This window comes from Streptomyces echinatus (genome assembly GCF_014203595.1).
GTDB classification, from domain to species: Bacteria; Actinomycetota; Actinomycetes; order Streptomycetales; family Streptomycetaceae; genus Streptomyces; species Streptomyces echinatus.
This window is the reverse complement of the sequence record NZ_JACHJK010000002.1, coordinates 366714-388273: the sequence shown is the minus strand read 5'-3', so window position 1 is coordinate 388273 and position 21560 is coordinate 366714. Positions and strand designations below refer to the sequence as shown.

Annotated in this window: 14 protein-coding genes; 10 read left to right on the top strand and 4 right to left on the bottom strand. The window is 71.1% G+C overall.

Annotation, left to right across the window (positions count from 1 at the left end; genetic code table 11):
* Positions 1-50: 50 nt before the first annotated feature.
* Together FHS34_RS06235 and FHS34_RS06230 are read right to left on the bottom strand one after the other, a co-directional pair.
* Positions 51-1529 (bottom strand): sugar transferase, encoded by a 1479-nt coding sequence (locus tag FHS34_RS06235; RefSeq protein WP_184961981.1) that lies wholly within the window; start codon positions 1527-1529, stop codon positions 51-53.
* An 812-nt stretch (positions 1530-2341) separates the two neighbouring features.
* Positions 2342-2506, bottom strand: a complete 165-nt coding sequence (locus tag FHS34_RS06230) for a hypothetical protein (protein ID WP_184961979.1) — start codon at positions 2504-2506, stop codon at positions 2342-2344.
* Positions 2507-2910: 404 nt separating this feature from the next.
* On the opposite strand from FHS34_RS06230, the gene FHS34_RS06225 reads away from it, so the two are divergent.
* Entirely contained in the window at positions 2911-3891 is a 981-nt protein-coding gene (locus tag FHS34_RS06225; protein WP_184961977.1) for a LysR family transcriptional regulator, read from the top strand.
* Between the two features lie 144 nt (positions 3892-4035).
* Entirely contained in the window at positions 4036-5637 is a 1602-nt protein-coding gene (locus FHS34_RS06220; protein WP_225817547.1) for a M4 family metallopeptidase, read from the top strand.
* A 196-nt stretch (positions 5638-5833) separates the two neighbouring features.
* On the opposite strand, the gene FHS34_RS06215 is transcribed toward FHS34_RS06220, so the two are convergent.
* Positions 5834-8212, bottom strand: coding sequence for a SpoIIE family protein phosphatase (locus tag FHS34_RS06215; protein WP_184961975.1), 2379 nt, complete (start codon positions 8210-8212; stop codon positions 5834-5836).
* 199 nt (positions 8213-8411) lie between these two features.
* Between FHS34_RS06215 and FHS34_RS06210 the strand changes: the two genes are divergently transcribed.
* The 8 genes from FHS34_RS06210 (at position 8412) to FHS34_RS06175 (ending at position 20328) form a co-directional block, all read left to right on the top strand.
* Entirely contained in the window at positions 8412-8984 is a 573-nt protein-coding gene (locus FHS34_RS06210) for a PadR family transcriptional regulator (protein ID WP_184961973.1), read from the top strand.
* Between the two features lie 119 nt (positions 8985-9103).
* A complete protein-coding gene (locus FHS34_RS06205) occupies positions 9104-10828 on the top strand; it encodes an acyl-CoA dehydrogenase family protein (RefSeq protein WP_184961971.1) in 1725 nt (574 codons plus the stop codon).
* 274 nt (positions 10829-11102) lie between these two features.
* The gene (locus tag FHS34_RS06200) at positions 11103-11930 is read left to right on the top strand and encodes an FAD binding domain-containing protein (RefSeq protein WP_184961969.1); all 828 of its coding nucleotides are present in this window, start codon (positions 11103-11105) and stop codon (positions 11928-11930) included.
* A complete protein-coding gene (locus FHS34_RS06195; RefSeq protein ID WP_184961967.1) occupies positions 11927-14644 on the top strand; it encodes a molybdopterin-dependent oxidoreductase in 2718 nt (905 codons plus the stop codon). The genes FHS34_RS06200 and FHS34_RS06195 overlap by 4 nt, the downstream gene beginning before the upstream one ends.
* A gap of 6 nt (positions 14645-14650) precedes the next feature.
* The gene (locus FHS34_RS06190; RefSeq protein WP_184961965.1) at positions 14651-15625 is read left to right on the top strand and encodes an antibiotic biosynthesis monooxygenase; all 975 of its coding nucleotides are present in this window, start codon (positions 14651-14653) and stop codon (positions 15623-15625) included.
* Positions 15626-16042: 417 nt separating this feature from the next.
* On the top strand, positions 16043-16456 hold the full coding sequence (locus tag FHS34_RS06185) for a hypothetical protein (RefSeq protein WP_184961963.1): 414 nt from the start codon (positions 16043-16045) through the stop codon (positions 16454-16456).
* On the top strand, positions 16453-18357 hold the full coding sequence (locus FHS34_RS42280) for a GMC family oxidoreductase (RefSeq protein WP_308288302.1): 1905 nt from the start codon (positions 16453-16455) through the stop codon (positions 18355-18357). Before FHS34_RS06185 ends, FHS34_RS42280 begins: the two co-directional genes overlap by 4 nt.
* Before the next feature lie 117 nt (positions 18358-18474).
* Positions 18475-20328, top strand: a complete 1854-nt coding sequence (locus tag FHS34_RS06175; RefSeq protein ID WP_184961961.1) for a peroxidase family protein — start codon at positions 18475-18477, stop codon at positions 20326-20328.
* Between the two features lie 43 nt (positions 20329-20371).
* Here the strand turns inward: FHS34_RS06175 and FHS34_RS06170 are convergent, their stop codons facing one another.
* Positions 20372-21505 carry a substrate-binding domain-containing protein gene (locus FHS34_RS06170; protein ID WP_225817546.1) on the bottom strand — a complete coding sequence of 378 codons (1134 nt, stop codon included), beginning with the start codon at positions 21503-21505 and terminating at the stop codon, positions 20372-20374.
* Between the last annotated feature and the right edge of the window lie 55 nt (positions 21506-21560).

Genomic DNA, 21560 nt, shown 5'->3' with positions numbered 1-21560 from the left:
GCCCTGCCGGCCTGCGGTCCGCGCGCCGGCCGGACGACGACTTCCGCGCATCAGTAGGCCCCCTGCCCCCGGAGCACCGCACGCAGCGTCTTCCACAAGATCACTGTGTCCAGGGCGAGCGACCAGTCCTCCACGTACCGCAGGTCCAGCCGGACCGCCTCCTCCCACGGCAGGTCGCTGCGTCCGCTGATCTGCCACAGGCCGGTGAGCCCGGGCTTGACCAGCAACCGCCGCCGGATGTCCGGGTCGTACGCGGCACACTCCTCCGGTAACGGAGGCCGCGGACCGACGAGCGACATCGAACCCGTCAGCACGTTGAAAAGCTGCGGGAGTTCATCGATCGAGTACCGGCGCAGCACCGCTCCCACCCGGGTCACCCGCGGATCCCGGCGGAGCTTGAAGAGCGGGCCGGCGCCCTCGTTGCGGTCGGCCAGCTCGGCCCGTGCCCCGTCGGCCCCGGAGACCATGGTGCGGAACTTGAGGATGGTGAACTCGCGGCCGTCCTTGCCGACCCTGCGCTGGCGGTAGAACACCCCACCACGGCTGTCCGCCAGCACGAGCAGCCCGACGAACACCATCAACGGCGCGAACAGCATGACCAGGACCGCCGCGCCCATCCGGTCGACGACCTCCTTGACCGCCCGGCGGCCGCCGGTGAAGGTCGGCATGCTGACCCGCAGCAGCGGGATCCCGAGCACCGCGTCGACGTGCAGCCGCGGGCCGGCCACCTCCATCAGCACGGGCGCGACGACCATCTCGGCGTCGCTGCTCTCGAGGTTCCAGGCCAGCCGCTGCAGCCGGTCCGGTGACCAGTGCGGGTCCGGTGTGACCGCGACGACACGGTAGCCGTCGCGGTGCACGTGGCCCGCCACGTCCGCCAGGGGGCCGACGACCGGCACTCCGTCCAGCTGGTCGCCTTCGAGCCCGAGACCGTCCGTCGTGCACACGGCCTCCACCCGCCAGCCGAGGTGCGGGAACTTGCGGGTCCGGGTGATCAGATCGCGGACGGTGGCCAGGCTCCCGGCCGCGAGCACCGGTCTCAGGCACCGCCCTTCCTTGCGCTGTTTGTGCAGCCAGAGGCGCAGCAGATACCGCGCCGTCATGGTGATGAGCGCGATCGCGGGGATCGCGACGAAGATCCAGAGCTTGATGTTGCGCGAGGTGAGGGCGATACCGCCGAGCGCCAGCGCGACGGTCGCCATGAACAGTGAGCGTCCGAGCCGGCGGAATTCCTCGGCCCCCTGGCCGAGCACCGCCGGAGCCCACGACCGGCTCACCGCGAGCGCCCCCAGGACCAGCAGCTCGGTGCCGAATGCGAGAATGCCCCATTTCTCGTGCCAGTTGGCCGCGTCGCGGGCCCCGAAGAAGTTGCCGATGGCCGCCACCACGAAGGCGGTGGTCACCGTGTCGCTGATGATCACGGTACGGCGGTACCGCTGCTCCCAGTCGATCGCGGGATGGCTGATTGGCCCGTTCGCCAGGCGCTCGCGCACCGACGGAAACGAGCTGACTGCTCCCCCTTGCCGCACAGAACCCCCCAGGTTCCCAGTGGTTCGACGTGTTCGCCTAACACTGTTCCTCCCCCTCGGGAGGCCCCCGCCTCCCGCACTGTTCCTCCCCTCGGGAGGCCCCCGCCCCCCGCCGCGCTGCCCTTCCCCGGGAGGCCCCCGCCCCTTGGGCGCATGGCATCCCGGCCGTTTCGGAGCCGCTCGAACCACCCACCCCGGTGGCAGCAGGGCGTATGTCCTGCCGGTCTCGCGAGGTGCGCGGGAACCCGTCGGAACCCCGGGTGCCCCCGCACCCCAGGCCCCCTTCCCGGGCCCCGAAAACTGATCACCCCCACGTCCGGCGCCGGGAACGCGACTGACGGCTTTCCCTGGCGCCGAACCCAAAGATCATTTGCCGGTCGCCTCGCGACCGGTCAGCTGAAGCACGGTCAATCTAGACCATCGGTGCCGGAATTGAAGAGGGGGTGTGTGTAATTTGTGTTCAACCTTTTCGGTCGGCTACGCCGACCCTTGATCGTTTACGGGTGCCTGGCGGCGCCGTGCACTGAAGAGGCTTGTTCGGCCCCCAGGTGGGGCTTCCGCGCGGTAGGCTCGGCGAGTTGTGGCGGGTTAAGTCTGGCCGAAACGCATTTCGAACGAATACTCGGCGAGTTGTCGGCTGTTCGCGGGCTTCTATCGCCACGGAGAGTGAGGATGCCTGATTTTAGGCGCCAGATTTCGGACAGTGGCAGGACTCGTCTTGAGGTCGTTAGCTTCAGGCCGTTAGTCAGCACCGCGGAATTCCGGCGCCGGCTCCGTGCCGCCTTCACTGCCGCCGACGGGGCGAATCCGTGTCACCGGCACTGTCCGGACCGGGGCCCGTCCACGGTGTTGCGGATTTGGGTGAGCCCCGGCTCGTTGCCCGCGTAGTTCAGCGGCCCGGAGACCTGGTTGCCGTCGAACACGGGCACGGCCTCACCGGGTAGCGGGCCGCTGCCGCTGTTGTCGGTGATACTCACCGCCCCGGTCACCGAGTTGCCGCCGGCCCTGATGCCGCCGGTGTTGCCGTCCGGGGTCAGCGGCCCCCGAAGGGTGTCGCCCGCGCGGACGGCCGGGTCACCGCCTACCCGTACGTGACCGCTGCTCCGCCTGATGGCGGGCGGGCCGGTGAGCGTCGACCTTGCAGACGGAGGCGGTCCGGACGGAGGCGGTCCGGACGGAGGCGGTCCGGTGAATCGTGGCGGTATGCGGGGACTGGAACCGGAATGCCGGTGAAGCGCCGGGGCGTTCGCGCGCAGGTTTTACCGTCCGGGGGTTGCCACCCCCACGGGTCCGTCGGATTCTTGGTCCCCATGCCCTCGGGCAGAGGGTTCTGCAGGTCACGGGGGGTGTACGGGTCCCCCGCGCTGAGCGGGGAATGTTCATGCACCTCGAGTTCCGGCACCTCCGTGTCCTGCTCACGGTCGCCGAGGCCGGCAGCATCCGCCGGGCTGCCGCACGGCTCCAGCTTTCCCAGCCGGCCATGAGCGCGCAGCTGAAGCGGATCGAACAGGAGCTGGGCGGCCCGCTCTTCGTCCGCAGCGTCGACGGGGTGACACCGAACGAGAACGGGCAGTACGTCCTGCGCTGCGCCCGGGACCTGGTCGTCGGCTTCGACCGGCTGCGGGAGTACGCGCGAGCGGCGGCCGAGGGGGACCGGCAGGCCGCCACCCCGCTGCGGGCGGGCGGAACCGCCGGACCGCTGATGTCGCTGCTGGTCTCCGCCCTCTTCGAACTCGTCCCGGAACGCCGGCTCACCATAGACGCCCGCCGTTCCGTGCACACCCTCGTGAAGTCGCTGAGCCTGTCGAAGTGCGACATCGCGGTGTTCGGCGAGTTCCCCGGCTTCCCACTGCCGGTCGGCGAGTCGGTGGCGACCCGCACACTGCTCCGCGAGCCGGTCTTCGTCCTGCTCGCCGCGGACCATCCGCTGGCCCGCCAGGAGAGCGTCGGCCTCCATGAACTGGCGGACGAGGAGTGGGTCATGCCGGAGGCCGACGAGAGCGGTGTGCACGCCTATCTCCAACTCACCTGCCAGTCGGCCGGATTCACTCCGCGCATCACCCATGTGACGCCCGACCTGTCCGTGGCGCAGATCCTGGTCGCCGGTGGGCGTGCCGTCTGCGGCGTATGGCCGACGGCCGAGGTCTCCGTCCAGGGAACGGTGCAGCGGCCGCTCGTGGACGTGCCGTTGCACCGGCGACTGCTCCTCGCCTGGAACACCGGATCGGTTCCGCCTGAGCTCGCCGACGCGGCGTGCGCGCGTCTGCTGGCCGCCTATCTGTCGATGGTGCGGCAACGGCCGCAGTATCTGGCCTGGTGGGAGGCGGGGGGCGAGGACTTCGCGCTCGCCGGGGACGGGTGAGGGGCCGGGGCACGGACTCCTGCCCTATAGCTCCGCGGCTATATCCCAGATGGAGTCACGTCAGGAACATGTCACCTGGTGAACACTTCGCGTCAACGTCCCAGGACGTCGTCACCCCACGACGAGCGAAGGAATCACCCCGTCATGCCCCGTCCCCTTCTTGCTCTTTCCACGATGGTCGCCGCAGGCGTCCTCACCACCGGTGCGATGGCCGTACCGGCGCACTCGCAGCCCCAGGCGGCGCAGCGCGCGCACACCGTCCGCGACACGGCGATATCCCAGGCCAGAGTGAACGTGACCCGGCACGCCGGCACCTTCGGATTCGGCGCGGGCCAGAAGCTCCACGTCAAGGACGTCGTCCTCGACGCCGACGGCACCCAGCACGTCCGCTTCGAGCGGACCTACCGCGGTCTCCCCGTCGTCGGCGGCGACTTCGTCGTCCACCAGAAGGCCGACGGCTCGCTCAAGGGATCCACCCGCGCCAAGGCCCACACGGTGGCGCTCAGGTCCGTCGTTCCCGCCGTCGGCGCCAAGGGCACCGCGGCCGGCGCCCTGAAGCGCTCGCACGGCCTGGTGCGCAACGCCAGGTCCACCCCCGAACTGGTCGTGTGGGCCGCCGACGGAACCCCGCGGCTGGCCTGGCGCACCACCGTGCAGGGCCTCGGCGACAAGGGCCAGCCGCACGGCGAGGTCTTCGTCACCGACGCCACCACCGGCGCGGCGATCGAGAACTACGACGCCGAGCGCGAGGCGACCGGAACCGGCCACTCCGAGTACACCGGTGACATCGGCATCGACACCACCCAGCAGGCCGACGGCACCTTCGCCCTGATCGACCCGGTGCGCGGCCACATCACCAAGGACGCCCACAACCTCTCGTCCTCGTCCGTGAAGAGCACCTCCGGCACCCTGTTCACCGACGCCGACAACGTGTGGGGCGACGGCAGGAAGTTCTCCGCCGACCGCGCCACCGCCGCCGTCGACGCGCACGCCAACACCGCGAAGACATACGACTATTACAAGTCGACCTTCGGCCGCAACGGCATCAAGAACGACGGCCGCGGCGCCACCGTCTTCGTCCACGTCGGCACCAACTGGGACAACGCCCAGTGGTCGGACACCTGCTTCTGCATGCTGACCGGCGACGGTGACGGCACCACCGACCCCGAGCAGGTCGACCTCGACACCATGGGCCACGAGATGACCCACGGCGTCACCTCCGCCACCGCCAACCTGCGCTACAGCGGTGAGTCCGGCGGCCTGAACGAGGCCACCAGCGACATCCTCGGCACCATGGTCGAGTGGTACGCGAACAACCCGGTCGACACCCCCGACTACCTCTTCAGCGACCAGTCCACCCCGCCGTGGCTGCGCCGCTTCGACAAGCCGTCCCTGGACGGCGGCTCCGCCGACTGCTGGTCGAAGTCGGTCGGCCGGCTCGACGTGCACTACTCCTCGGGCGTCGGCAACCACTGGTTCTACCTCGCGAGCGAGGGCAGCGGCGCCAAAACCGTCAACGGCGTCTCCTACAACAGCCCGACCTGCAACGGCTCCACCGTCACCGGCATCGGCAACAAGAAGGCCTCCGCCATCTGGTACCGGGCGCTGACCGTCTACATGACCTCCACCACGGACTACAAGGGCGCCCGCACCGCGACGCTGAACGCGGCGAAGGACCTCTACGGCGCCACCGGCCCCGAGTACGCCACCGTGGCCGCGGCCTGGAGCGCGGTCAAGGTCGTCTGACGCACCGAAGCGCCGAGGCACCGAAGCAGGAGCACAGAAGCACAGGAGCACCGGAGCGCCGAGGCGCCGACGCCCCGCCCGCTCCGTGCACGCCGGCCCGGACGACGAGGATCCCCAGCCCCGTCGTCCGGGCCCCGGCGTCTTCCGGTGACGTCGCGCTTCCCGGGCCCAGGGCCGCCGCACCGGACGAGAGGCGCTAGGGGATGGCCAGCTCGGCCCAGATCGTCTTGCCGGACGAGGTGTACCGCGTGCCCCAGCGCTGGGCAACCTGGGCGACGAGGAACAGGCCGCGGCCTCCCTCGTCGTCCCGACGCGCCCGCCGCAGATGGGGTGCGGTGTGGGCGTTGTCGGAGACCTCGCACAGCAGGCAACGGTCCTTGATCAGCCGCAGCGTCACCGGCCCGCCGGTGTACCGGATGCCGTTGGTGACCAGCTCGCTCACCACGAGCGCGGCGGTGAACGACAGGTCGGACAGGTCCCAGGTCTCCAGCTGGCGCTCGGTGAGCGTGCGCGCGCGAGCCACCATGGCCGGGTCGGGGGGCAGCTCCAGGTCCGCCACCCGGCCGGCGTCGAGACGCCGGGTGCGGACCAGCAGCAGGGTGGCGTCGTCCGCCTGCGGTCCGGGCGGCAGGGCCCCCAGCGCCCTGTCGCACAACTCCTCCACCGGGCCCCGCTGCCAGGCGAGGATCTGGGCCAGACGGTCGATTCCGCTGTCGATGTCGGTGCGCCGGTCCTCCACGACGCCGTCGGTGTAGAACGCCACCACGCTGCCGTTGGACAGGCTCAGCTCGACGTTCTCGTAGGGCAGGCCCCCCAGCCCCAGCGGCGGTCCCGGCGCCAGCGCGGACAGGGCCACCGCGCCGTTCGCGTCGGCCACGATCGGCGGGGGATGACCCGCGCTCGCCCAGACGCACCGGCCGCTCACCGGGTCGTAGATCGCGTAGAGACAGGTCACCCCGAGCGCCTGGTCGCTGAGCACGTCGTCCGTCCGGGATTCCGAGTCCTGCGTGACCAGGTCGTCCAGCCGGGTGAGCAGCTCGGCCGGATCCAGGTCGAGCAGTGCCAGGGTCCGCACGGTGGCGCGCAGACGGCCCATGGTCGCCGCCGCGTGCATGCCGTGGCCCACCACGTCGCCGACCGTCAGACCCACTCTGGCACCGGACAGCGGGATCACGTCGAACCAGTCGCCGCCCACGCCCACGCGGCTGTCGGCGGGCAGGTAGCGGTACGCCACGTCGACCGCGCTCAGCCGGGGCAGGTGCTGCGGCAGCAGGCTCCGCTGCAGCACCAGGGCCGCCGCGTGCTGGCTGGTGTAGCGGCGGGCGTTGTCGATGCCGACGGCGGCTCGCTCGGCCAGTTCCACGGCGAGCGTCTGCTCCTCGGCGCCGAAGGGATCGGGGTTGCTGCTGCGCCGGAACGTGGCGAGACCCAGGACCGCGTCGCGGGTGAGCAGCGGGACGAAGAGACAGGAGTGCGAGGCGCCCGCTTCCGTCTCCGTCTCGTCCGGGGTCCCGGGCGGGGACGCGCCGACGACGGGGCGGCTCGTGGCCAGGCTCTGCGCCTGCGGTGACGACGGCGGGTAGGAGACCGGGCTGGTCCGGAACTCCTCCGAGGTCCGGCCGTGCATCCGGAGCAGACTGTGCCCCGGCGCCGATCCCGTGGGCGGCTGCCGTCCCTCGATGACCGCCGCCGGCAGGTCCACCAGCACCTCGTCGGCCAGCTGCGGCACCGCCACGTCGGCGAGCTCCGCGGCCGTACGCCGCACGTCCAGCGAGGCACCGATGCGCTTTCCCGCCCGCACGAGCAGGGACAGGCGCTCCTGGGCGCGGTAGCGGTCGGTGATGTCCAGCGACTCCTCGAAGAGCCCCAGCGGCTCGCCCCGGGCGTCCACCAGTCGGTGGTAGGAACAGGACCAGACGTGCTCGCGCACGGGGTCGGCGGGAGCGCGTCCGCGATAGTGCATGCCCAGGATCGGTTCCCCCGTCGTCAGCACGTGCTCCATGATCTGGTCCTCGTCCGGGGGGTGGTGGCGGGAGATGAACTCGCCCTCCGGAAAGAGGGCCGACGCCGGCTTGCCGATGTACTGCGCCATCCCCGCGAGCTCCAGATCGGTGGAGACGTTGCCCCAGACGACGATCCCGTCGGTGTCGAAGATCGTCAGCCCCACCGCGGACTCCGTCGCCAGCCCCTGCAGCATCGCCAGCTGCAGCTCCCAGCCGCGCAGCGCCTCCAGGTCGGCCGCCACGACGACGGTCGCGGCGGCGCCCCGGTGCGCGAGGGGGCTGAACGTCACGGCGGCGCGCAGGATACGACCGTCCCGGCAGCAGAGGTCCAGGACCGTGCCGCGGGGCTTGCCCGCCCTGCAGAGGGCGGCCGGCCGCTGTCCGGGGGCCGCGGCCAGCAGTCGCTCCGCCGGCAGGCCGAGCACGTCCTCGGGCGCGTGTCCGAGAAGGCGCTGGGCCGAGGGTCCCCACCCGGAGACGCGGCCTTCGGCGTCCAGTACCGCGACGGCGGCCCTGGAGAGGTCCAAAGGGCTGTGGAATTCGACATCGGCTGCATTCGGAAAACGATCCATGACACCGCTTCCCCTCGTGCTCCTCAGGATCCCGTGCCGCACGGGGGACGACAACCGCACCCGCGATCACCACGTGGTGGGCGGGGACGGCCCGGGACCGCCGGTCGCATCGGGTCGGGTGCCGCCCGTGGGGTGAGCCGCGTCGCATCGGTGCGGGCGACGCTTGCTATGCAACGAGTTGCATAGCAGGATCGACGTCATGGCGCTCGAACACGCGATCCTGGTGTCGCTCCTGGAGAAGCCGGCGTCCGGCTATGAACTCGCCCGGCGTTTCGACCGGTCCATCGGCTACTTCTGGACCGCGACCCACCAGCAGATCTACCGCGTGCTCAAGCGCATGGAGGACGACGGCTGGGTCGACGCCCGGGACGTCCCGCAGCAGGGCCGGCCGGACAAGAAGGAGTACTCCGTCGCCGATCTCGGGCGCGCCGCGCTGTCCTCCTGGCTGCACGATCCGATCGAGCCGGAGAGCGTCCGCCACGACCTGGCCGTGAAGATCCGGGGCGCCGCCTTCGACGATCCGGCGGCGCTGATCCGCGAAGTGGAGCGGCACCGGCAGGCGCACCGGGACCGGCTGGCGCACTATCTCGCAGGGGAGACACGGGACTTCACGGGGCCGGAGGCGAGCGCGGCCGGCGCGAAGGCGCCGCTCGACGCGGAACGAGAACTCCAGCACGTCGTCCTGCGCGGCGGCGTCGCGTACGAGCGCATGATGATCGACTGGCTGGACGACGTGCTCGCCACGCTGGCCCGGTTCGGCCCCGACCGCTGACCGCCTCCGCACCCGCCGCCGGTCCATGTGACCGTCCCCGTCCTCCGGATCCTCCCGGTCCGGCCCGTCCGGACGACCTCCCGATTCCCACCCCTCCACCAGCCGAAAGGCGTCAACCCATGGCCGACCAGCTGCTGTTCAACCCGCGCACGTACGATCCCGCGCACTTCGACCCCGAGACGCGCCGCCTGCTGCGGGCCACCGTCGACTGGTTCGAGGAGCGCGGGAAGCGGCGGCTGATCGAGGACTACCGGACCCGCGCGTGGCTCGGTGACTTCCTCGCCTTCGCGGCGAAGGAGAACCTCTTCGCCACCTTCCTGACCCCGTCGTCCGCGGCGGGGGAGCCGGAGCCGGACAAGCGGTGGGACACCGCCCGGATCGCCGCGCTCAACGAGATCCTCGGCTTCTACGGCCTCGACTACTGGTACGCCTGGCAGGTCACGATCCTCGGGCTCGGCCCGGTCTGGCAGAGCGACAACGCCGCCGCCCGCAGCCGTGCCGCCGAACTCCTCGCCCAGGGCGAGGTGTTCGCGTTCGGCCTGTCCGAGAAGACCCACGGCGCCGACATCTACTCCACCGACATGCTGCTGGAGCCCGACGGTGACGGCGGCTTCCGCGCCACCGGCGCCAAGTACTACATAGGCAACGGCAACACCGCCGGACTCGTCTCCGTCTTCGGCCGCCGTACCGACGTCGAGGGCCCCGACGGCTACGTGTTCTTCGCCGCCGACAGCCGTCACCCGGCCTACCACCTGGTCAAGAACGTCGTCGACTCCTCCAAGTTCGTCAGCGAGTTCCGCCTGGAGGACTACCCCGTCGGGGCCGAGGACGTCCTGCACACCGGCCGGGCCGCCTTCGACGCCGCCCTCAACACCGTCAACGTCGGCAAGTTCAACCTCTGCACCGCCTCGATCGGCATCTGCGAGCACGCGATGTACGAGGCCGTCACCCACGCCCACAACCGCATCCTCTACGGCCGCCCCGTCACCGCCTTCCCGCACGTGCGGCGCGAGCTGACCGACGCGTACGTCCGGCTCGTCGGCATGAAGTCCTTCAGCGACCGCGCCGTCGACTACTTCCGCTCCGCGGGACCGGACGACCGCCGCTACCTGCTCTTCAACCCGATGACGAAGATGAAGGTGACCACGGAGGGCGAGAAGGTCATCGACCTCATGTGGGACGTCATCGCGGCCAAGGGCTTCGAGAAGGACAACTACTTCGGCCAGGCCGCCGTCGAGATCCGCGGTCTGCCGAAGCTGGAGGGCACGGTCCACGTCAACCTGGCGCTGATCCTGAAGTTCATGCGCAGCCACCTCCTCGACCCGGCCGACTACCCGGCCGTACCGACGCGTCTCGACGCGGCCGACGACGACTTCCTGTTCCGGCAGGGCCCGGCCCGCGGCCTCGGCTCGGTGCGCTTCCACGACTGGCGGCCCGCCTTCGACGCCTTCACACACCTGCCCAACGTGGTCCGCTTCCGTGAACAGGCCGACGCGCTCTGCGAGTTCGCCACCACGGCCGCCCCCGACGCGGAGCAGAGCCGCGACCTCGACCTCCTCCTCGCGGTCGGCCAGCTCTTCGCCCTCGTCGTGCACGGTCAGCTCGTCCTGGAGCAGGCCGCCCTGACCGGACTCGACGAGGACGTCCTCGACGAGCTCTTCGCCGTCCTCGTGCGGGACTTCTCCGCGCACGCCGTCGAACTGCACGGCAAGGACTCGGCGACCGAGCGGCAGCAGGACTGGGCGCTGGGCGCGGTCCGGCGGCCGGTCGTCGACGAGGCGCGCACGGAGCGGGTCTGGCAGCGGGTCGAGGCGCTGTCCGGAGCGTACGAGATGGCTCCGTAGCCACGCCGTACGCCGCACCGGTGGCCCGGCCCGCGCGGGCCCGGCCACCGGTGCGGCCGGGGTTCGGCCCGGTGGACGGCGTAGTCGCCCCTCGGAGCCTTTCGGAGCCCTTCGGTCACTCTCGGTGCTCATCGCTCCGGCAAGGCCCCTTTCACGTGCCGCGATACCCTGTGAAAAAGTGCCCGGGCCCGCCGGTCCCTGCCGGCGCGGTGACCCGGACAGGGCGGCCACGGCCTGGTTCTTCGCAGGTCCGTTCTCCCGTAGGTCGGTTCTCATGGACCTCAACACCATCACCGAAGTAATCCGGCGACCGTCCGAGCGGCCGGGCATGGACTGGCACGAGGGCGACGCCTGGCTCGCAGGCGGAACATGGCTCTACTCCACGGAGCAGCCGGACCTGCGAAGGCTCATCGATCTGACGGCACTGCCCTGGGAGCCCCTCGTCCCGACGGACCAGGGCCTGGAGATCAGCGCCACCTGCACCATCCGCGACCTGTACGCCTTCCCGTGCCCGGAGAGCTGGACCGCCGGAATTCTGTTCCGGGCGAGCTGCGAGGCGTTCCTGTCCTCGTTCAAGGTCTGGAACGCGGCCACCGTCGGCGGAAACATCTGCATGTCGCTGCCCGCCGGCCCGATGATCACGCTGACGGTCGCGCTCGAGGCACGGTACGAACTGTGGGCGCCCGACGGCTCCGTGCGCTTCGTCGACGCCCTCGATTTCGTCATCGGCGACCACCGCAACGTACTCGCCCCCGGGGAGATCCTCCGGCGCGTCACCCTTCCGGAGCACGCGCTGCGCAGACGCACCGCGCACCGTCGCTTCGCACTGACCCGGCTCGGCCGTTCGACGGTGTTCCTCGTCGGCACGCAGCGGCGGGGAGCGAGCGACCTGCTGCTCACCGTCACCGCCGGCACCACGCGGCCGGTCCGCATCGCCTTCGACTCCCTGCCCGATGCCCGGACCCTGCGGCGGAGCATCGACGCCGTGCCCGCCGACGTCTGGTTCGCCGATCCCAACGGGACCCCCGACCACCGCCGGCATCTCACCCGGCACTTCGCCGAGGAGATCCGCCGCGAACTCACCGCTGGGGACCTGGCATGAACTACATCGTGAACGGCAAGGAATCCGACCGCGAGCCGGCCCCCGGTCAGTGTCTGCGCACCTTCCTGCGCGACCTCGGCCACTTCGGCGTCAAGAAGGGGTGCGACGCCGGCGACTGCGGCGCCTGCACGGTATGGCTGGACGGCGCACCGGTGCACAGCTGCATCACCCCCGCCTTCCGCGCGGACGGCCGCGAGGTCACCACGATCGAGGGCCTCGGACGCCCCGGCGCCCCACATCCCATGCAGCGGCAGTTCGAGGACGCCCCGGGATTCCAGTGCGGTTTCTGCACCGCGGGGGTGATCATGACGTCGGCGACCTTCACCGAGGAACAGAAGGCGGACCTGCCGAGGGCGCTGAAGGGCAACCTCTGCCGCTGCACCGGATACCGGGCGATCGCGGACGCCGTGCGGGGTGTCGGCGCGGTGGAGACGGCGGCACCGGGCAAGGCCGTGGGCACGAGCGTCGCAGCGCCCGCGGGCCACGACGTGGTGACCGGGCACGCCGAGTTCACCATGGACACACGGATCGACGGCATGCTGCACCTCAAGGTGCTGCACTCGCCCCACGCGCACGCCCGGATCGTCTCGATCGACAGGACGGCCGCCCTCGCGGTGCCCGGTGTGCGCCGGGTCTACACCTGGGAAGACGTACCCCGCAGACGCTTCACCACGGCGATCCACACCGACCATCTGGTCGACCCGGACGACACCCGCATCCTCGACGACACGGTCCGTTTCGCCGGCCAGCGCGTCGCCGCGGTCCTGGCCGACACGGCCGGGGCCGCGGAGGAGGGCTGCCGGCGGCTCGTCGTCGCGTACGAGGTGCTGCCCGCGGTGTTCGACCCCGAGGAGGCGATGGCCGACGGCGCGCCCCAACTGCACGGCTCGGACGATCCGTTCGTCCGCGACCCCGTCCACAACATCCTGCTCGAACTCCACTCGCACATCGGCGATGTCGACGCGGGGTTCGCCGCGGCCGACGTGATCCACGAAGGCACGTACTTCTCCCCACGCGTGCAGCACGCGCACCTGGAGACCCATGGCTCGATCGCCTGGCTGGAGGACGGCCGGCTGAACGTCCGCACGAGTTCGCAGTCGCCCTCGATCGCGAAGGTCAAGCTGGAGTACCTGTTCGCGCTGCGCCCGGACCAGGTGAGGGTGTTCTGCAAGCGCGTCGGCGGCGGATTCGGCGGCAAGCAGGAGGTGATCGCGGAGGACCTGGTCGCGCTCGCCACCCTGGACACCGGGCGGCCCACCTGTCTCGAGTACACCCGCGAGGAGGAGTTCACCACGGCCTCGCCGCGGCATCCGATGACCCTCACGGTGAAACTCGGCGCGAAGGCCGACGGAACGCTCACCGCCTTCCAGGTGCGCAACGTGTCCAACACGGGCGCCTACGGCAACCACGGCGGCGAAACCGTCTACGCGGGCGGGGCCGCCGTCATGATCTACCGCTGCCCCCACAAGAGGTACGACGCGTACTCCGTCTACACGAACACCGTGCCGAGCGGGGCGCTGCGCGGTTACGGGATGACGCAGCCGGCGTTCGCCGTGGAGTCGGCGATGGATGAACTGGCCCGCGCCCTGCACATGGACCCGCTCGAACTGCGCCGCCGCAACATCGTGCGGCCGGGTGAGCCCCTGGTCGCCCTGCACGAGGGTCCCGACGACGTGATCTTCACCGAGGACGGACTCGCCCGGTGCGTCGACCTGGTCGGCGAGGCCCTGGTCCGTACGGCCGACCGGCCGCCCCCCGGTCCCGAGTGGCTCGTCGGAGCCGGCGTGGCCAGTTCCCTGCACGAGACCGCGCCCCCGACGGAACACCTCTCCGAGGCCTGGGTCACCCTGGGCGACGACCTCATCTACGAAGTGGCCGTCGGTACGGTCGAGTTCGGGGAGGGGACCTCGACCGCCCATGTCCAGATCGCGGCCGGCCAGCTGGGCACGACGCCGGAGCGGATCCGGCTGGTGCAGTCCGACACCGACCGCACGGGATTCGACACCGGCGCCTTCGCGAGCGCGGGCCTCTTCGTGGCGGGGAACGCGGTCCTGCGGGCGGCGGGCGCCGTGCGCGACCGCATCCTGGAGTTCGCCGCGGCGCACACGGGCGTGCACGTCGTGATGTGCGCGATGGACGACGACGGTGTGGTCTGCGGCGACCGCCGGGTGTCACTGGCCGAACTCGTCGCGCTGGCCCGGGCGCGCGGAATCCGGTTCACCGCCGCACGCAAGGCCTACGGTTCGCCCCGCAGCGTCACCTCCAACACGCAAGGGTTCCGGGTCGCCGTGCACCGCGTGACCGGCGAGATCCGGATCCTGTACAGCGTGCAGGCGGCGGATGCCGGAGTGATCATCAACCCGGCGCAGGTCCGGGGACAGATCGAGGGCGGGGTCGCCCAGGGCATCGGCTTCGCGCTGACCGAGAACTACCAGGTCGACGACAACGGCGTCATGGTCAACCCGAACCTACGGAACTACCGCATCCCCACCTACGCCGACATACCGCCCACCGAGGTGCTCCTGGTGGGCTCGGCGGACTCGGTCGGGCCCCTGCGGGCCAAGGGAATGGCGGAGTGCTGCATCAACCCGGTGGCCCCCGCGCTGGCGAACGCGGTCCACGACGCCACGGGCGTCCGCTACCGTGCGCTGCCGCTGACTCCGGAACGCATTTACGGCCGACTCCCCGCGGAGCAGTCGGTGTCGACAGGTTGATCCACCATGAGCATCCAGAAGAACGTAGCCGCCGCGGCGACGGCGATCATCGGCCAGAAGGTCCTGCCCGGCACGGAGCGGGAGTTCGAGAAGTGGCAGGAGGACCTGAACACGGCGGCGGCCTACTACCCCGGCTTCCTCGGCGCCGAGGTCTCCCCGCCGACACCGCTCCAGCCCGACTGGGTCGTCGTGTACCGGTTCGACTCGGTGGCGCATCTGCAGGCGTGGATCAACAGCGCCACCCGGCAGACGTACCTGGACGTCGGTGCCAGGTACTTCGACGGTCCGGCGACCCAGCAGGTGGTCAGCAGCGGCACCCAGGCACTGGATCCGCTGGTCACCGTGGTGGTCACCCACCGCGTCCACCCCAGCCATGTGGACGCCTTCCTCGACTGGCAGCGCCACATGGTCGAGGCGGAGAGCAAGTTCGCCGGGTTCCGCGGGACCGAGCTGTTCCGCCCCATCGAGGGCCTGCAGGAGGAATGGACCACGCTGTACCGCTACGACAGCGCCGAGCACCTCGACGCCTGGCTGACGTCACCCCAACGGCAGGAGGTCCTGGCCGCGGGCGAGAAGTTCAGCGACTTCAAGCTGCGGACGATAGACAACTCGTTCGGCAGCTGGTTCGCCTTCGAGGGCAACGGCAAGGAGACACCGCCGCCGCCCTCCGAGACCAGGACCTCCCTCGCCATCTGGGTCGGTCTGTATCCGACCGTCGTCCTGCTGACGCTCGCTCTCTCCCCGCTGCACCTGCGGCTCTGGATCGGGCTGCTCGTGGGCAACCTGCTGTCGAGTTTCCTCATGAGCTTCCTGACCATGCCCTACTACGTGAACCCGCTGCTCGGGCGGTGGCTGCGGCCGCCACCGGACGAACCGGCGGCCAGGACCGACCTCCGCGGCCTCGGCATCGTCGCGGTGGCGATGGTCTGCTGGGCCGCCCTGTTCTATCTCGTCACCGTACGGTTCTGGACGCTGCCCTGACCGGTGAGCGCGGGGACGGCAGCGCGTACCCGAAGTTCCTCCCGGCCGGGCGACGGCGGCCCGCGGAGCGAGATGACAGGGCGTCAGCTCGGGTGAGCTCAGCCAGGGCGCCGCCCGTCGGGAGGGGAGCGGCAATCCGTCAGGACCGACGGCGTCCGTCGCGTCCGTCCGTCGTGATCGTCCGCCGTTACGCGTCGTTCGCGGTCATCCGGAGAGGGCCCGCCACCGGCGGGTGGGGATGTGTGCCCGTTTGACCATTGCGGATTCAACGTTGAGTCGTGTGCCCCGAGTGGCAGTTGGGCAGGCGGTGACCTAGCGTGGTCACCAAGAGTGCGTCCAGGGTGTTCCTCTCCCTTGCCGTGGGGTTCGGCGAATGGTCCCGTCACCGCGAGAATCACCACACCCTCAGGAGACGTCATGGCCACGGCCCCTGCCTCCACCCGACCGGTCCCGGTGTACCTCCTGGCCGGAATCAGACTCTTCAACGGTGCCGCCGGGCTGCTGGCACCGGAATCGCTCATCCGGCGGTTCGACCCCGACCGCGATCCGCCCAGCCCGGCAGCGGTCTACGCCTTTCGCCTCTTCGGCATCCGCACGGTCCTGCTCGGACTCGACCTGCTGACCCACAGCGGCGAGCGACTGCGCGACGACGTCCGCGACGGCATCCTGATCCATGCCAGTGACACCGCGACGGCGGCCATGCTCGGCGTCAACGGACGTGTCGCGCCGCACACCGCGGTACTGACCACGCTCATCTCGGCCCTGAACACCGCCCTGGCCGTCAGCGGCACCGCCGCGCTCACCGACTCCCCGAAGGGCGGCCGGAAGTGACCACTCATCCAGGGGCCGCCCCGCCCACCGAGACGGGCTTCGACTACGTCGTCGTCGGAGCGGGCGCCGGTGGGGGGCCACTGGCGGCCAACCTCGCCGCCGCGGGGATGCGCACCCTGCTCCTGGACGCCGGCGGCGCCGAGGACGACGACAACTACCTGGTGCCCGCGTTCCACGCCGACGCCTCCGAGGATCCCGCGCAGTGCTGGAACTACTTCGTACGGCACTACGCCGACGACCGGCAGCAACGGCGCGACAGCAAGTTCGTACCGGACGAGGGCATCCTCTACCCGCGCGCCGGCACGGTCGGCGGGTGCACCGCACACCATGCGCTGATCACCGTCTACCCGTACAACGCCGACTGGGACGCCATCGCGGCGGAGACCGGCGACCCCAGCTGGCACAGCACGGCCATGCGCCGGTACTTCGAGCGGCTGGAACGCTGTACCTACCGGCCGAGGCCCAAGCGGCCGCCCGGCAACCCGCTCCTGGCCGTGCTGCTCCGCCACCTGCCCTTCGTGGCGGCCCGGTACCGCAACGACGCCCGGCACGGGTTCGACGGCTGGCTGCCCACCGCCCTGGCCGATCCCCGACTGGCCGTGCAGGACGCGCAGTTGCTGAAGGTCATCGTCTCCGCCGCGGAGGAGGAGCTGGCCGGCTTCCTCGACCGGCCGCTGTCCCCCCTGGAGGGCTTCGGTTCCTTCGCCGACCCCAACGACTGGCGGGTGCAGACCCAGGCGCTGCAAGGGCTGTGGCAGATCCCCCTCTCCACGGCCGCGGGCCGCCGCAGCGCCGTACGCGAACGCGTCCGGGCCGTGCAGCGCGAACACCCCGGTCATCTGACGGTCCGCACGCACGCGCTGGCGACCCGGATCGTCCTGGACGAAGGGAACGCGGCGACCGGCGTCGACTACCTGGACGGGGCGCACGCCTACCGGGCCGATCCCGGCGCGGACTCCGGTCCGGCGGTGCCGCGCCGGGTCGTCGCCTCCCGTGAGGTGATCCTGGCCGCCGGCGCCTTCAACACGCCGCAGCTGCTGATGCTTTCGGGCATCGGACCGCCCGAGGAGCTGGGGCGGCACGGCATCCCCGTACGGGCCGGCCTGTACGGCGTGGGCGCGCATCTCCAGGACCGGTACGAGGTCGGCGTGGTCAGCCAGATGCGCCGCGCGTTCCCGATCGTCGAGGAGTGCGCCTTCCACGCCCCGAGGCCCGGGACCGAACCGGATCGCTGCTACCGGCAGTGGCGGGAGGGCGAGGGCCTGTACACCACCAACGGCGCCGTCCTCGGCATCACCCGCAAGTCCCGCCCGGACCTGGACGCCCCCGACCTGTTCATCTTCGGCGGTCCCTTCGACTTCCGGGGCTACCGGCCCGGCTACTCCCTCGACCTGACCCACCACAAGGACCGATTCACCTGGGCGATCCTCAAGAGCCGCACCCGCAACACGGGAGGCCGGGTCCGGCTGCGCTCCACGGACCCGCGCGACACCCCACTGGTGGACTTCCACTACTTCACCGAGGGCACGGACAAGGAGGGCCTCGACCTCGAGGCGATGGCCGACGCCGTGGAGTTCGTGCGCGGAATGAACCAGCGGGCCGACGCCGTGGTCCTCAAGGAGCTGTGGCCCGGCGAAGAGGCCGGCGACCGCGACGCCGTCCGGCGTTTCGTGCAGGACGAGGCCTGGGGCCACCACGCGTCGTGCACCTGCCGGATGGGAGGCGCCGACGACCCCTCGGCGGTCGTCGACAGCGCCTTCCGGGTCCGCGGGGTGGACCGGCTGCGGATCGTCGACGCCTCGGTCTTCCCGCACATCCCCGGCTTCTTCGTCGCCACCCCCATCTACATGATCAGCGAGAAGGCGAGCGACGTGATCCTCCACGACGCCGCCCGCGCCTGACCCCCGCCACCGTCCCCGCCGGGCGGCCCCCGTCCCCGCCCCCTCCAGGCGGGTCCCCGCCCCCGTCCCGTCCGCCCCCCGAACGAAACGATCCGGAGTCACCCAAGGAGTATCGCGATGACCACGCACCGACGCGCCCCACGGCGCTCCCCGGCCGGATACCGCACGTCCTTGCCCTGGCGGATCATCACCGGTGCCGCCCAGTACGTCGACCGGCGCATCGGCTGGGACAGACTGCCCGTGCCGGCGGGCCTGCTGACGCTCTTCGGGCTGCGGGTCCGGCTCCGGCAGAAGAACCTGTACGACACCGGCGGGCTGCCCGCGGCCGACGAACCCGAGCCCGCGCCCCCGTCCGCGAGCCACCAGGTCAACCGGACCGCGGACGGCAGCCACAACGACCTCGGCGAGCCGCGCATGGGCATGGCCGGCACCCGCTTCGGCCGGAACATTCCGCTGGAGGCCATCGCCCCGGCCGCACCCGAGGACGTACTGTCCGCGCCCAGTCCGCGCGAGGTCAGCCGGACCCTGCTCACCCGTGACGGGCTCGTCCCGGCCGAATCCGTCAACTCCCTGGTCGCCGCCTGGCTCCAGTTCATGATCCGGGACTGGTTCAGCCACGGCACGAGCCCCGCGGACCGGCCCTGGGAGGTTCCCCTGCTGGACGACGACCCCTGGCCCGAACACCCCATGAAGATCATGCGGACCCCGGACGACCCCACGCGCGACCCCCACGCACCGGCCGGTACGCCCGACACCCGCGTCAACGTGTCCTCCCACTGGTGGGACGCGTCCCAGATCTACGGGAAGAGCGAGTCCGAGCAGCACCAGCTGCGCACCGGAGAACTGGGCCGGCTGCACCTGTGGGACGGCGAGCAGCCGCCCGTGCCGGCCGACCCCGCCCAGGACCCCGCCCGCGTGCCCGGCTTCTGGCTGGGCCTCGCCATGATGCAGGACCTGTTCACCCGGGAGCACAACGCGATCTGCGACCACCTGCACGGCGCCTACCCGTCCTGGAGCGACGAGGAACTGTTCCAGCGCGCCCGGCTGATCAACTCCGCGCTCCTCGCGAAGATCCACACCGTGGAGTGGACACCGGCCGTGATCAGCCACCCCACCACGGTCAAGGCGCTGCGCGCCAACTGGTGGGGCATCGCGGAGGAGCGCGTCCACAACCTGCTCGGGCGCATCAGCGACAGCGAGGTCATCAGCGGCATCCCCGGCGGCGAGACCGACCACTACGGCGTCCCGTACGCGCTCACCGAGGAGTTCGTGGCGGTGTACCGCATGCACCCGCTGATCCGCGACGACTGGCATCTGCGCGCCGTCGCCGACGACACGTCCCTGCGCCACTGCACCCTGCGTGACATCTCCGGTCCCGGAGCGCTGAAGTTCCTGGAGACCACGGAGATGGCCGACCTGCTCTACAGCTTCGGCACCCTGCATCCCGGACTGGTCACCCTGCACAACTTCCCCAGGTTCCTGCAGGAGTTCGAGCGGCCGGACGGGTTTCTGCAGGACCTCGCCGCCACCGACATCCTGCGCTCCCGCGAACTGGGCGTGCCCCGCTACAACGAGTTCCGCCGGCTGCTGCGCCTCAAGCCCGCAGGGAGCTTCACGGAGCTCGCGCACGATCCGGCGTGGGCCGGGCAGATCGAGCGGCTCTACGACGGCGACATCGAGAAGGTCGACCTGATGGTCGGGCTGTACGCGGAGAAACTGCCGCCCGGATTCGCCTTCAGCGACACGGCTTTCCGCATCTTCATCCTCATGGCGTCCCGCCGGCTCAACAGCGACCGGTTCTTCACCACCCACTACACCCCCGAGGTCTACTCCAAGGCCGGCATGGCCTGGATCGACGACAACAGCATGGTCACCGTCCTGCTGCGGCACCACCCCGAGCTGCGTACGGCCCTCTCCGGGCTGACCAACGCCTTCGTGCCGTGGCACAGCGCCGCACCGAAGGAGACCTGAGAGCCCCGGAAGACGCGGGACGCGGCCGCCGGCGGCGGCCGCGTCACCCGCCCCAGATCTTCCGGTACGCCTCCCGGTAGCCCGACGGGTTCCAGGTCATGGCCCCCGCGCTGTTGCCCGCCGTGGAGACATGGACGGGCGCGACATAGCCGCTGGCCGGACGGCCGGAGAAGGCGCGGTTGAACTCGTCGAGGATCTGCCAGCCCTGCAGCGTCAGCGGTTCGGGGACGGTGGCCGCCTGGTACTGCCCGCTGTTGATGCGCTGGAACGCGGAGGGGTCGCCGTCACCCGCGCCGATGTTGAACGGCGGGCCGGACCCCTTCTCCCCGGCCGCCCGGAAGGCGGGGGCCGCGTCGGCGAAGTACAGGTCGTTGATCGCGACCGAGTGGGTCCACCGGCTCCCGAAACGGGAGAGCAGGACGGAGACCTCCCTGGGCGTACGGCTGCTCGCGTCCGGGATCGGGATGTTCTCGTTCGCCAGCAGCCGCACGCCGGAACAGGCGGCCAGCCCCTGGGCGATCAGGTCGGACTTGTGCCGGGCGAACGGGATCGAGGCATCGGTGAAGAGGACGACCCCGGCGTTGCCGTGGGAGCGTGCGATGACCCACCGCGCGCTGATCCCGGCGACGGCGTCGACGTCGGTGGTGACGTTGGTGAAGAGAGGGGGGTCGGTGCTGGGGCCGGGGGACGCGACCGCGTGCCAGCCGACGAGCGGGATGTGCGCCGCGGTGGCCCGCGCCACCTGCTGGGAGGTGGAGCCGGGGTCGAAACCGCCGAGGACGATGCCCGAGGGCCTGAGGGACACGGCCTCGCCCAGCGCCGCCTGGATGCCGGCGGGGGTGCCCTCTCCGTCGATCACCCGGACGTTCCAGCCGATGACCCGCGCGGCCTCCCGTACGCCCTGGGCGACGCCCGCGACGCCGGGGTTGGTCATGGTCTGTGCAACGTAGACGATCGTCTTGCCCGGCACCGCCGCGGGGCCACCGGTCGGTCCGCCCCAGGGGACGTCGCCGCGCTCCGCCCGGCTGACGGCGGTCCGGGCCTCGGCCTGGGCCGCGGGACAGCCGCCCGGGCCCGTGGGGGAGACCCCGGGAAGATGCGACGAGCCGCGTTCGCAGCCCGCGAGGGCGGTCGCCGCCAGCAGCAGGGCGACGGCGGCCGGCCGTGCCCCGGCCACGCGGGGGACGGCCTCGCGGCCGCGGTGCGCCGACGCTCCTCGCGGAGGGAAGCGG

Excerpts from the sequence above, each read along its gene's own strand:
- FHS34_RS06225 (WP_184961977.1), top strand. The coding sequence starts at position 2,911 with ATGCACCTCGAGTTCCGGCACCTCCGTGTCCTGCTCACGGTCGCCGAG.
- FHS34_RS06220 (WP_225817547.1), top strand. The coding sequence starts at position 4,036 with ATGCCCCGTCCCCTTCTTGCTCTTTCCACGATGGTCGCCGCAGGCGTC.
- FHS34_RS06215 (WP_184961975.1), bottom strand. The coding sequence starts at position 8,212 with ATGGATCGTTTTCCGAATGCAGCCGATGTCGAATTCCACAGCCCTTTG.
- FHS34_RS06210 (WP_184961973.1), top strand. The coding sequence starts at position 8,412 with ATGGCGCTCGAACACGCGATCCTGGTGTCGCTCCTGGAGAAGCCGGCG.
- FHS34_RS06205 (WP_184961971.1), top strand. The coding sequence starts at position 9,104 with ATGGCCGACCAGCTGCTGTTCAACCCGCGCACGTACGATCCCGCGCAC.
- FHS34_RS06200 (WP_184961969.1), top strand. The coding sequence starts at position 11,103 with ATGGACCTCAACACCATCACCGAAGTAATCCGGCGACCGTCCGAGCGG.
- FHS34_RS06195 (WP_184961967.1), top strand. The coding sequence starts at position 11,927 with ATGAACTACATCGTGAACGGCAAGGAATCCGACCGCGAGCCGGCCCCC.
- FHS34_RS06190 (WP_184961965.1), top strand. The coding sequence starts at position 14,651 with ATGAGCATCCAGAAGAACGTAGCCGCCGCGGCGACGGCGATCATCGGC.
- FHS34_RS06185 (WP_184961963.1), top strand. The coding sequence starts at position 16,043 with ATGGCCACGGCCCCTGCCTCCACCCGACCGGTCCCGGTGTACCTCCTG.
- FHS34_RS06175 (WP_184961961.1), top strand. The coding sequence starts at position 18,475 with ATGACCACGCACCGACGCGCCCCACGGCGCTCCCCGGCCGGATACCGC.